This is a genomic window from Trichothermofontia sp., from assembly GCF_053493415.1.
Map to the genome: position 1 here is coordinate 1 of NZ_JBRCAD010000124.1, position 12,624 is coordinate 12,624.

Sequence of the window (12,624 nt, forward strand, 5' to 3'; positions counted from 1 at the left end):
GGCGGCGCGCGTTGAACTCTTCCAACCGTGCGAGTTGTCCCAGGCCGATGCGCGCCGCAATGTCCGTCATGTTCAGCTTGGCACCAGCGACCTCGACCTCCTGGCCGCCGTCGGGAAGCCGCACCACCCCCTGCAGACGGAGGCGCTCGCAGCGCGTGGCTTCGTCCTCGTCGTTGAGCACGAGGCAGCCGCCCTCGGCGGTCGTGATGTTCTTGTTTGCGTGAAATGACACGCACACCAGGTCACCGAAGCTGCCAATGCGGTGGCCGTTCCAGCGCGTCCCCATGCTCTGGGCCGCATCCTCGATCACGCGTAGGCCGTGTGCCTGCGCCAGCGCGCGGAGCTGGTCCCGGTCGACCGGCATGCCCGCGAGGTCCACCGGGATGATGGCGCGGGTCCGTGGGCCGATGGCGCGTTCCACTTCCCGCAGATCGATGAGGCGGGTGTTAGGGTCGACGTCGACGAACACGGGCCTGGCCCCGTGGCGGACGATCACATTGGCGGTCGCTACCCAGGACAGGGGCGTGGTGATCACCTCGTCGCCCGGTCCAATGTCTAGCGCACGCAACGCCAGCAAGAGGGCATCGGTGCCGGAATTACAGGCCACACAGTCACTCACCCCCACATAGGTGGCAAATTGCTGTTCAAAGGTTTCAACCACCGGGCCACCGATATAAGCACCAGAGGCCAGGACCGCTGCCACCGCCTGGGTGATCTCATCACCCATTTGCTGATACTGTCCGACCAGATCGAGGGGGGGAATGGTATTCACAAACAGAAATTCCAGTACAGAGCAGGGAGTCGGGCAAGGAGGGTACCGGGCCTGAGCCGTGGGAAAGGAACCTCCCGACGGCGGCACCAGGGCACAGGACTCATCCCAAGCATGGGTAAGCCTGACCTTCATAGAACCAAACTTTGTCCGAAAAAGAAAGTCACTAGCAGCCACCCAGTCTGGCCAGCCGCCCTCTGGAGTGCGATGCACGTGCTAGGGTAAGCAGTACCCTCCCCTGTTGCGCTAACCGGGCCAAAACCAATGATTGAACTGAGTTTGGGAGATCTCCTCTGGGCGGCTGGGCTGATGGCGATCGCGATCGGACTATCCGCATGGCAACAGCTAGGCCTCGCGAGCAGTCTGGCAATGGCCACGGCCCGCACGACGCTGCAACTCTTAGCCGTCGGGTACTTGCTAGCGATCGTCTTTAGCCTCCAATCCCCGTGGGCGGTGCTGGGGGTGGTGCTGGTGATGAGCACGATCGCGGCGGTCGTCGCCCGGAACCGCATTAGCAAACGCTTTGCCCGTCTGTTGCCCCTCGTGTGGGGTTCAATTCTCATCAGCACAACCCTCACCCTCGGCTATGTCACCCTGCTGGTGATTCGGCCCCCGGTTTGGTATGAACCACAATATCTGGTTCCCCTGGCTGGGATCGTGTTAGGGAATGCCATGAACAGTAGCGCGATCGCCGGGGAGCGGCTGCTCAGTACGGTTAAAAACAGTCGGCTGGAAATTGAAACCCACCTGAGTTTAGGGGCGACGCCCCAACAGGCGATCGCCACCTACCGCCGGGAAGCGATTAAAGCGGGTCTCATCCCGATTATCAACGCCATGATGGTCGTCGGTATGGTCACCCTGCCGGGCATTATTACCGGTCAACTCCTCAGCGGGGTCGATCCGTTTATGGCCTCCCTGTACCAGATGTTGATCATGTTTATGCTGGCCTTTGCTAACCTCCTCTCGGCCCTACTTGTGACCTGGGGGCTTTATCGCCAGTGCTTTAATCGCGCAGCCCAACTCATTTTGGAATAGGATTTTTAGCGCCGAGCTAAGCCACCAGCGGTTGACATACATGTCCCGCCAAGCCTCTACGAAGGACTGCCTAGATCATCTAGAGACCCGCTAAGCCACCAGCGGTTGACATACATGTCCCGCCAATTCCTGTTCCTGCTCGGCTAGGGCTTGAATGGATTGGGTGATGACCGCTGGGATGGTCAAGCCTGCCTGGTGCGATCGTAGCCATTGTTGGGCCGTATTACCTTCCCGCAGCAATTTTTTCACCGGGGACAGGAAGCACTTAAAGCCCCGTTGTTGGCTGTAGGCTTCTACCTCGGTGTAGAGTTGCTCAATCCATTGCCGTGCGGTGATTTCCCGGCCATCCTGCCAGTGGTGGAGCGTCGCGTCTAAACTGTGACGAGCGGCGGCAATTTCATTCTGATCGGCTAGGGTGACGAGGGCATCAGCCGTCAGTTGGCTCCGTTGCAGCGGATCAAGGGTTTCGTCCTCGCATAATTGCCAGAGGCGGGCTTCCAGCAGGGCGGTAATGGCCAGCAGGGCGATCGGATCGGTGACTAAATCACACACCCGCAACTCTAGCCGATTCAAACTATAGGGACGGCGATCGCCATTGGGTCGCACGGCGCTCCAGAGATGGCGCACATTTTGCATAGTGCCCGCAACCAGTTGGGCCTCAGTCCAGTCAATAAAATGCTGGTGGCTGGTAAAGAGGGGGACGATTGCCGGGGTTTTCGGGAAAATGCCCCACCGAGTGGAGTGGTAGCCCGTGACTTGGCCATCCAGGAACGGGGAGGCCGCACTCAGGGCCAGGTACAGAGCCGCCTCGACCCGGACCAAGCGACAGGCCCGCATCAGCAATTCGGGGTCGTTAATACCGATATTGATATGGACACTTGCGGTAACCACTTTCGTGCCATAGGTTTGCTCGATATAGGTATGGTAGGGATGGGTCGGATCGGAACGGTAGAAGTGGTGGCTATCCCCTAGCGAGAGGGTACTGCCAGGAATGAGGGTGTAATTGCCGAGGGTCTGCAAATATCGCCGCAGTTGTACCCTCGGCTGGATGAGGTAACACAATAATTGCTCGTAACGGCTACAGGGCGGGGTGGTGTATTCAACATTGCGGCTATCGGGTTCGCGCACAAAACCGGGCAGGTCGGCAGTAATGCGATCGGAGAATCCCACAATCTTGCCGTCCGGGGTTCCCGTATAGATTTCGATTTCAAAGCCTTTCAGTAATAGGTTTTTAGGCAGCACAGGCTTCTCCCCCTCAATCGGATAGGAATGGGCGTTCGCACCGTGTCTCCAGCGGAGTATGGCGGTTCCCCCTCCTTAACCGTACTGTGTTAACCCACTATCGCGATCGCCCAGTTGGCCTAACCCGCTGTCTTAACTTTCTGGCAACCCACCACAAGTAGCTCTGATACCTCGGTTAACCCTTGGGAACATGGGCTTATGGATTGGCTAACATGGAGTAAAGATCCCCAGATCCCGTTTGCCCGCAGCAGGGTGCCGTCCCCCATCCGGTCAGCGCCTAACCCACGGGCACCATGCCTAACCCAGCACCCTTACCGATTCCCCGACCTTGTCTTCCTCTCCCCCGCCCGATCGTTTTAAAGGGATTGCCCTCTTCACCCCCGGTGGGGATGCGGTCTATTGCATCGATCCCGATAAACAAAAGCACTGGCACGTGCAACTGTGTATCGCTTTGCAATCCATCCTGGAGCTACCGGAGCCACCCCACTTCCTGGTTCCCTGCTATACGGCCACGATCGATCGCTGGTACGATCCCCAAACCCAAGACCTACACTGGGTGGCTGAACTCTATCCCCCCGTCCGTCGCTATCAATTGCTCCTGAATGCTATGTTTCACACCACTGGCCTATCCTGGCAGGTGGTTTCCTCGCATCAATATGCGTGCAATCCCATCCTCTTCACGACCTATCGTGAGCAGTTTCCCCAACTGTGGGACTGCCACAACCTGGTGGTGCAAATCAGCCAACCTTCAACCCAGGAAATGATGGCCACCACGGCCCACGATGTGGCGATCGCCCTCGCAAGTCGCTATCCCCCCGCCCTCGCCCAGCCTTCAGCCGCCCCAGCGATCGAGGGCTATGCCTTGCGCCTCTTCGTGTCTGCCCATGATGGCATGACGGAAAAGCTCCTGCATAACCTCCGCCAGGTTTTAGAACACTCCCTGGCCCATCCCTATACCCTCAAGGTAATCAACGTCGTTAAACACCCGGAGCAGGCGGAACGGGATCAGATTACCGCAACCCCCACCCTGGTCAAACTATGGCCGCCCCCCGTGCGTAAGATTGTCGGTGACCTAGGCACGCCGGAACAAATCCTCAGCCTCCTCAATAGCACCATGCCCTACGATTAAAGTTGAGCAGACTGGGTAATGGCCCTTTGCTGTCGGTGGTACTGGCGACGTTGGGCAAACCAGGCTTGTAGTTGCTGGCGGCACTCGACTTCTAGAACATTGCTGACAACCTTGAGCTTGTGGAAGGAGGCGGGGCTATCGGGTAGGTTCAGAACAGTACGCACAGCTCCGGTTTTTGGATCACTGGCTCCATAGACCAGCAACCCTAAGCGAGCTAGCCCGATCGCCCCTGCACACATGGGGCAGGGTTCCAACGTCACGTAGAGAATGCAGTCATTCAAGTGCCAGTTGTGTTGTTGCTGGCCAGCCCGTCGTAAGGCCAAAATTTCGGCGTGGGCCGTTGGATCGCAGTCGCGTTCGCGCCGATTCTCAGTGGCGGCCAGAACTTGCCCCTGGGGTCCCACCAGTACGGCCCCCACCGGGACTTCCCCGGCTTCTCCAGCCCTTGCAGCGCGGGCGATCGCCTGCTGCATCCAATAAACATGGCTGGGATGGGACGGATCGGCGATCGTGATGAGGGAGCTTGACTCTAATGCAGTCATGGTGTGGGGTCTACGGATATTTAGGATGTTTTTTCGGTCAACCGAGGGGCCATTTTTAGCAATTGTCTGAAAATTGTCTGAAAAGATTGCCCTAACTTTACGGATAAAGCAATTCCACGCTGCATTGAATAAAATAGGCAGGCTGGCGGGCAAGTCCAAATTCTCGGGTGCGATCGGCCAGATTTTTCTCCCCAATCTGGGTAGAAAGATGGGCAGACGTTCTAGCCGCTCAGAGCTAAGGTTGACATGCTAGGATGACCACATGGCATGACGTGTAATCAGGACCACGCTTGAGGAGTTACCTGTAGGCTGGCAAGCTGGCTGGCAGTTGCCATCAGGATACCCCCGATCGGGGCTATCGTGAGGAAAGCCCCAGACCGGTCAGGAGAGGTTGTTCGTGGGAGCAACCCGCTTACAGGGAGGTAGGGTCAGCCTAAGCTCCCCCATGATCCCAATCTATTGGAGCGGGGAGTATTCACGCAAGGAGGTTCCATGAATCCCCCATCAGAGAAAGTCTCGCAAACCCCTCAATCATCTGCATCTTCCCCGACGCCGCCTAGCGAACCAGCGGCTCCCCCGATGGAGGAATCTCCGGCCTTGCAATCACCTAAGCGACCAGCCCCCGCCGCGAAAACCCCAGGTAAGGCGGCAAAATCCAGTGGGATGCTGGAGATTGTCTCGCACTCGTCAGCCAAAGCTAAGGCTGCCCAGGCCGTATCGGGGAAAAACACCGATCCAGCGTCGGCGACTCCGGATAGCCCAGATACTCTCTTCCCAACCCCGTCAACCACCACAGCCTCGAAGGGCGCTGAGGTCGAAGGGACGAACGCAAGAACCAACGATACGACGCCCACAACCGAGGGCAAGGAAAAGGATCGCAATCATCCGATTTCCCCCCCCAGCGAACCGATGCAGTATCGGGCGATCGGATTAGTCCGGGGTCTATACACAGCAAGCGAAGAGCAAGTCACGCGGGGAACCATCCACACCACAGACGGCTCGGTCATTGATGCCGTCTTGCTAGGCCGGGTGATCAGTCTGATCAAAAAGCATATTGATCTCACCAAGGAACACCTATGGGTTGTCTATCCCCGCACCCGCGAAGAGGGCGATAGTCTCCATATGCAGGTTGTCGGTATTTGGGAACCCGAAAGTCTCAGTAAAGAGGGAGAAGACGAGCCAGCGATTACGGCGGCAACCCCAGCCGATTTACCGGAGCTAACCCCCTCTGAAATCGCTGAGCCACTTGCCAGTCTGAAGGTCGCTGAGTTAGCTTCAGCTACCAGTGATCTAGTACCTCAGCCCAATGTGGCCAAGGCGGAGGAAATTGAGGCCGATATCGTGCCAACACCGGAAGGGGGTGTTGCACCCGTGGCTGCGTCTGAGCTGCCCGATGGTTTCTTCTCCATTCGGGGTGAAATTGTGCACTATGCCCAAGAGACGGAAAAGTTGGTTGTTAAGATTAAACAGCAACCCCGCAAGGCATCCCAGCGGCCTAAGGCATTTAAGTTAACGCTTAAGGGAACGTTGGATTCTCCCAAAGTACTCCGGCATTTCTGGGACTTGGAAGTCCAACGGGAAGGGAATGATTTAGTCGTGCAAAAGGGCACCTTGATCGGCATTATTCCACCCGTGAAGAAGCGACCCTCCCAGGGCGATCGCAATTTTCAGAAAAAACGTCCGCCGAACGGCAATAAGAAACCGTTCAAGCGACCGCGCCAGTCAGCCGGACCGGAGAAGGCGGGAGAAGCCGAGATGCCCCGTTCCAGTCCCAAACCGAAGCCGATGAAGCGTAACGATCCTGACCGGCGATCGCCGAGAGTACCGCGTAATCCCCTCTAGGCAGTAGGCAGTAGGGGCCACCTCTGTTGATGCGGACGCATCTGGCTCCCAACGCTATTCAGTCATTGCCCCACTGCAACTGGAGCCAGCCCCAGCGGTACAACCAAAACAGTGGGCAGCTACCTGGATCGGGCGATCGCCGAGATCGCTTAGCTTCACCTCAAAAATAGTTTGGGGAAGGGGCATATCCAGCATTTGATTAAAGTCACAATCATAGAGTCGGCCATCCCAGCCAACCGAGAGGGTATACCGACACATCAACCCGGCCACGGCTGCCGGGTTAAATTGGTTGACAAGCTTTTCCATATAGGCTTCCAGGTTACCCGACTCGAGCAAAAATTCTAAAAAGCGACTAACCGGCATATTAGTAATCGTATAAAGCTGATTAAAGACAATGCCATATCGTCGCATCATTTCCCGTTTCCAGGTTGCTTCTAGTGATCGCTGACTCGGTGGCAAAAAGGCACCCACGGGATTGGTGACTAGGTTTAAGATCAGACCACGATCGGGTTGTCCATAGCCGAGCGCATTAAACCGCCGCAGGGCGGCGATCGAGGCGTCAAAGACGCCAGGCCCCCGTTGGGCATCCGTTTGTTTCAGCCCATAGGCGGGGAGTGAGGCGATCACTTCGACCTGGTGTTCAGCCAGAAACTCCGGTAAATCTTGATAATCCGGTAGCTGGGTAATGGTCAAGTTGCACCGATCGATCACATGACACCCCAGTGCCCGCGCCTCACGCACGATTTCCCGAAATTGGGGATGTAACTCCGGTGCACCACCGGTAATGTCTACAACGCCGATCGTTCCGGTAGCTAATAGCCGCAGACAGGCAGCGATCACCTCTGGCGTCATTACTTCTCGGCGATCGGGGCCGGCATCCACATGGCAATGGCGACACACCTGGTTGCAGCGCTTGCCCACATTCATTTGCAAGACGGTTACGGCTTGCGATCGCAAGGGCTGATGCCCCGCACTGGCAACGGCAGCCTCGAACGATCGCGTCAGGGGAAGTTCGGCGAGCAGATGCCGTTGCGCTAAGGGGGAGGCGAGGGGATGGGAGCGATGCTGTAGGCTAGGATGGAAGTCGATCTCAGTCACCGGCAAACTTCAGGCAGACAAATATCCCCTAGCCTACATCAAAATTTGTTGGGCTGTATTGCCCATCTGCACCCCCCTGTACCCAGTCGCGCCCCCACAAATCATGTGACGATAATGCAAGGGAGCGGGGCAAACGGGGACCCACAAAGATACAAAGCCACAAAGACGCAAGGACATAACATCGTAAGGTACCCATGAACAGCGCTTCGGCATTGCCCCCTAACACAAAACCCGAAAATGATTGGCGGCTATTTCTGCGGTTGGTCCCCTACGTCCGGCGCAGTGTGAAGCCGTTCGTGATCGCGATGGTCTTGTTGATGCCGCTCTCGGCAGCAGGGGCAATTCAGCCCATTTTGATTGGACAGGCAATCTCGTTGATTCGCCAGGACCCGGTGATGGTTTTTTTGGCGGGGAAATCGCTCAATGCAGGGCTGAACTGGGTGATTGTCGGCCTCATGATAACCGTGGTACTGCGGTTGCTATTGGGGTCGGTGCAGGGCTACTTGGTACAGCAAGTAGGCCAGGAGATTACCGCCGAAATTCGCGATGACCTGTTTCACCATGTCACATCGCTGGCAATGCGCTTTTTCGATCGCACACCCGTCGGACGGTTAATTACCCGCTTAACCAGTGATGTAGAAGCTTTGGGTGATGTGTTTTCCACGGGTGCGATTGGGATTGTGAGTGATTTATTTTCAGTCCTAGCGATCGTCATTGCCATGTTTTTCAGTCAGTGGCTGCTGGCCCTGATGTTGTGTATGCTGCTGGTACCGGTTAGTTACCTAATTCTTTACTTTCAACGACAATATCGCAAGGCGAATTATCGCGCACGAGATGAGTTATCCGCACTCAATTCCATGCTACAAGAAAATATTATGGGTATTGGGGTGGTACAATTATTTCGTCGAGAAAGTTTGAATGCCGATCTATTTCGCAAAACAAATCAAAAATACATTCGCGAAGTTGATAAAACAATTTTCCATGACTCGGCAGTATCGGCTACTTTGGAGTGGATTTCCTTAGTCGCGATCGCGATGGTACTTGGTTTAGGTAGTCTTCTAGTAATTGAAGATAAACTAACGTTTGGAGTCTTATCTTCCTTTATTCTTTTTTCCCAACGATTATTTGATCCCCTACGCCGTTTTGCTGAAAAATTCACGATGCTGCAATCAGGCTTTACCGCTGTTGAGCGAATTCGGGATTTATTGAATGAACCGATCGAAATTCGTGATCCGGAAACTGGAGGAGTAGGCTTAAAAAGTAATCTAGACCTACAAGCATCATCTCTTGATCAAACGCCCAGCCCAATCCCAGGTAAAATTTCAACTCTAGGTAAAAAACGCGGTGAAATTCGTTTTGAAGGGGTATCATTTGCCTACAAAGAGGATGATTACGTCCTAAAAGATCTCAATTTCACTATTCAACCCGGTGAAAAAGTTGCCCTTGTCGGTCCCACGGGAGCCGGGAAAAGTTCCATTATTCGCCTCCTCTGCCGTCTATATGAAGCCACCGAAGGTCGCATCATCATTGATGGCCTTGATATCCGCGATCTGCGTCAACAAGATCTCCGGCGCTATTTAGGGGTTATTCTGCAAGATGGCTTCCTGTTTACCGGTGATGTGAATAGCAATATTGCGCTTGGTGAACCCTACTCAGAGGCTGACATCCGGGCCGCTGCGGAACAAACCAATGTCGCTGCCTTTATTGAGCGTCTACCCCAGGGCTATACCACCCCCCTGCGAGAACGCGGTACCAACCTCTCAGCGGGGCAAAAACAACTGCTCTCCTTTGCCCGCGTTGCCATTCGCGATCCAGAAATTTTGATCCTTGATGAAGCCACAGCTAACCTGGATGTGCGCACCGAATCCTTGATTCAAGAAGCCTTAGATAAATTATTGCTCGATCGCACGGCTATTATTATTGCCCACCGCTTGTCTACCATTCGCTCGGTCGATCGTATTTTGGTCCTCAAACATGGCCAACTCGTTGAATCTGGTAACCACGAAACCTTACTTGCCCAAGGGGGTCTGTACGCCAGTCTCTATTATCTCCAGCAGTTAGGAAACTAAGTATTAACACCTGGATGGCATCGCAATCGGACTTTTGCCGAACCCCTGGCCCAAATACGTCAGCTACGGAACTGATATGACGATACGGTGTTAATCGATCAATACACGATCAATACCTTGTTAAGGTGCGTTACAGCACTTCCACACTCAGTGAGGTACAGGCAAGGGACTTAAGCCCCTTGTTCGCAAGGCTTGGCAGTACTTCAACAATCCTTCATTAGAGAGGCAACGGCTGTATTCATCAATTTCACAAAAGTGTGGTTCCGCGCCTTGCTATCTCCCTTTACGGCAAAAACAGGCATAACCTAGAACTAACTCGCTACGGGCTTATCCCTATCGCTGAGCATGAGTTGCTCATAAACAAACCATAAATCACAGCCTGTTTACCCTCCACGGTGGTCGCCCCATGATTGGGTGGGGGCAGGGCAAGCAGGGCCAGCCGATGTTGGCAGGAATACGCGTCTGAGAAGGAAACAGGCATAAGATAGAGCTAATCGACTGAATCCCGTCGTCCGCCATCCTATGAGTGGATCGCCACCATCTGTTCCGGCTGCGAAGCCGATCGCTACGCCACCGTTAGATCGCTTCCTGGTCTGTGGTTTGGGGAGCTTGGGCGAACATTGCGTGGTCAACCTCAAACGTTTTGGTGTGCCGGTCATCGCGATCGAACAGTCGCCGCCCTCAACCTGGGAAGTACCCGACCTGGCAACCTGCCTGACCCAATTGGTGATTGGTGATTGCCGTCAAGCAGAAACGTTGCAACAAGCAGGGATCGATCGCTGTCGTGCCGCGTTATTGGTTACCCATGATGAACGGGTGAACTTAGAGGCAGCCTTTGCCGCACGATTACTTAACCCCCAGGTACGCTTGGTCGTGCGATCGGCCAAACAAGGCTTGAACCAACTCTTAAGCGAACAGATGCAAAACTATGTTGCCTTTGAACCCACCCAGTTGTCTGCGGATGCCTTTGCCTTGGCAGCACTGGGTAACAATACCCTGGTTTTTTTCCAGTTAGAAGGGCAATTTTTGCGCATCACCCGTCGGGGGATTGCCGCTGGACACCGCTGGTGCAATCAACGCCAAGTGCAGGAACTGAATACACGGCGGCGGCGCGTGTTAGCCCATCTCCCCCCTGGTCATACCCCAATGGAAGATGTCTACCAGTGGGACCCAGAAGCGGTTATCCGAGCAGGAGATACGTTAATTGATATTGAGGTCGAGGCCAATCACCGCTTATCTGCCAGGCGTCAGACAGAAGCCGTGTCCTGGCTCCAAAAGACCCTTACCCTTGGCCGGACCCTCCTGGCAAGCCCCCAACCCTTAACTGGCGCTTGGCAATCCGTCCAGCAGTTTTGGGACAAAAGTTTTGCTGACCAAATCCAGCGGGTCGTCATGGTCTGTGGCTTGAGCATTGTCGCGTTACTATTCCTGGGTACGACCCTGATCCATAATTACTTCCCAGATCAAATCAGTCGGCGTGAGGCATTTTACGCCACTGTGGTTTTGCTGTTAGGCGGCTACGGGGATGTTTTTGGCGGAGTACGCTTGGAAGACCCCCTACCGGGATGGTTGCAATCCTTTAGCCTGAGCCTGACGTTGATCGGAACAATATTTGTAGGCGTCGTCTATGCCCTGCTCACCGAAAAACTGCTGACGGCTAAGTTTCAGTTTTTGGCTCGACGCCCACCTATCCCGACCCAAAGTCATACGGTTATCATTGGCATGGGCCGAGTTGGCCAACGTGTCGCTACCTGCTTGCAACAATTTAAGCAACCCCTGGTGGGTGTTAACGCTTCGCCCTTAGCAGCCGATATCCTGCCCCAAATGCCTTTGGTCGTCAGCAAGGAGATAACCCAGGCGTTACCCAACCTAAACCTCAGTACGGCCAAAAGTGTCGTTGCGGTGACGGGGGATGAACTCGCCAATTTAGAAGCCGCTTTGACCGCACGGGCAGCTCACTCGGCAGCCAATTTAGTGATCCGCACCTACAATCGTCGATTTGCCGAAAATATGGGCCGCCTATTCCCCGATGCCCAAGTCCTCTGTGCCTCAGAATTGTCGGCCCAAGCGTTTGCTGCTGCTGCTTTTGGCGAAAATGTCCTCGGCCTTTTTCATTTCGATCGCTGCACCATCCTCGTGACGGAATACCAGATTGAAGCGCCGGACACCCTCAACCAACGCTTGCTCGGCCAAATCGCTTATGGCTATGGCGTAATTCCCATTCTGCATCAGCGATCGGGCCAAACCGCAACCCTGATGCCAACCGATGACCTCCGCCTACAGGTGGGCGATCGCCTGGTCGTCCTCGCCACTATTACCGGATTACAGCGAATTGAACAAGGGTGTCGATTGCCCTGTGAGTGGGTGATGCGCATTGATCGCCTGCCCTTAGGAGCCGATCGCAGCATTCTGGAAGAAGAAGCCCGAACGATCGTATCCCTGATTGCCGGATGTCCAATTAATGAGGCGATCGCCCTCATGCAACGCATCCCCGGTACGCTACCCTTGCCCTTGTACCGTCATCAAGCCCAACGGCTGGTAAAACGCCTACGTCGCGCTGGTTTTCAAGCTCAAGTCAACCCTATCAGCCCAACTGACCGATCTGAAGCTGATACGTCCAAAGAAGAGTGACCTAGCGATCGGGAAATAACCCCATTAAAAAGAGGCCACATATCCACACCACACCAGATGGGCGTAGCTAATCCAACAATAATGGCTGCCCCTCCTATCTTAGAAGAACAGCCATCATTAAAATTGAGCTGGCGATGAGCTATTTTTGCAGGAGGCGACCCTCCAACTATCTTCGCCGCAGGAGCGTTTCACCACCGAGTTCGGGATGGATTCGGTGTGGGACCACTCCGCCATAATCACCAGCAAGCCTGGGATGAGTGTGTACAG

General features: G+C 54.9%; 9 protein-coding genes and 1 rRNA gene. 5 read left to right on the forward strand and 5 right to left on the reverse strand.

All coding sequences use genetic code 11. The features are described from left to right. On the reverse strand, positions 1-772 hold a 772-nt coding region (locus tag ACWIUF_RS10915), incomplete at its 3' end, for a DegT/DnrJ/EryC1/StrS family aminotransferase (RefSeq protein WP_448572395.1). A 261-nt stretch (positions 773-1,033) separates the two neighbouring features. Here ACWIUF_RS10915 and ACWIUF_RS10920 point away from each other — a divergent pair. Then, positions 1,034-1,804, forward strand: coding sequence for an ABC transporter permease (locus ACWIUF_RS10920; RefSeq protein WP_448572396.1), 771 nt, complete (start codon positions 1,034-1,036; stop codon positions 1,802-1,804). A 90-nt stretch (positions 1,805-1,894) separates the two neighbouring features. Here ACWIUF_RS10920 and gshA read toward each other — a convergent pair whose 3' ends face one another. Further along, positions 1,895-3,046, reverse strand: a complete 1,152-nt coding sequence (gene gshA / locus ACWIUF_RS10925; protein WP_448572397.1) for a glutamate--cysteine ligase — start codon at positions 3,044-3,046, stop codon at positions 1,895-1,897. A 328-nt stretch (positions 3,047-3,374) separates the two neighbouring features. Between gshA and ACWIUF_RS10930 the strand changes: the two genes are divergently transcribed. Then, entirely contained in the window at positions 3,375-4,175 is an 801-nt protein-coding gene (locus ACWIUF_RS10930) for a circadian clock KaiB family protein (protein ID WP_448572398.1), read from the forward strand. Here the strand turns inward: ACWIUF_RS10930 and tadA are convergent. After that, positions 4,172-4,717, reverse strand: coding sequence for a tRNA adenosine(34) deaminase TadA (gene tadA / locus ACWIUF_RS10935; protein ID WP_448572399.1), 546 nt, complete (start codon positions 4,715-4,717; stop codon positions 4,172-4,174). The genes ACWIUF_RS10930 and tadA overlap by 4 nt on opposite strands. A 492-nt stretch (positions 4,718-5,209) precedes the next feature. Between tadA and ACWIUF_RS10940 the strand changes: the two genes are divergently transcribed. After that, positions 5,210-6,559, forward strand: coding sequence for a hypothetical protein (locus tag ACWIUF_RS10940; protein WP_448572400.1), 1,350 nt, complete (start codon positions 5,210-5,212; stop codon positions 6,557-6,559). Positions 6,560-6,613: 54 nt separating this feature from the next. On the opposite strand, the gene arsS is transcribed toward ACWIUF_RS10940, so the two are convergent. Next, the gene (gene arsS, locus ACWIUF_RS10945) at positions 6,614-7,657 is read right to left on the reverse strand and encodes an arsenosugar biosynthesis radical SAM (seleno)protein ArsS (protein ID WP_448572401.1); all 1,044 of its coding nucleotides are present in this window, start codon (positions 7,655-7,657) and stop codon (positions 6,614-6,616) included. A 194-nt stretch (positions 7,658-7,851) separates the two neighbouring features. Here arsS and ACWIUF_RS10950 point away from each other — a divergent pair, with 194 nt between their 5' ends. Both ACWIUF_RS10950 and ACWIUF_RS10955 read left to right on the forward strand, forming a co-directional pair. Further along, the gene (locus ACWIUF_RS10950) at positions 7,852-9,726 is read left to right on the forward strand and encodes an ABC transporter ATP-binding protein (RefSeq protein ID WP_448572402.1); all 1,875 of its coding nucleotides are present in this window, start codon (positions 7,852-7,854) and stop codon (positions 9,724-9,726) included. Positions 9,727-10,248: 522 nt separating this feature from the next. Next, positions 10,249-12,357 (forward strand): potassium channel family protein, encoded by a 2,109-nt coding sequence (locus ACWIUF_RS10955; RefSeq protein WP_448572403.1) that lies wholly within the window; start codon positions 10,249-10,251, stop codon positions 12,355-12,357. Between the two features lie 126 nt (positions 12,358-12,483). Here the strand turns inward: ACWIUF_RS10955 and rrf are convergent. Further along, positions 12,484-12,601 (reverse strand): 5S ribosomal RNA (rrf, locus tag ACWIUF_RS10960). Between the last annotated feature and the right edge of the window lie 23 nt (positions 12,602-12,624).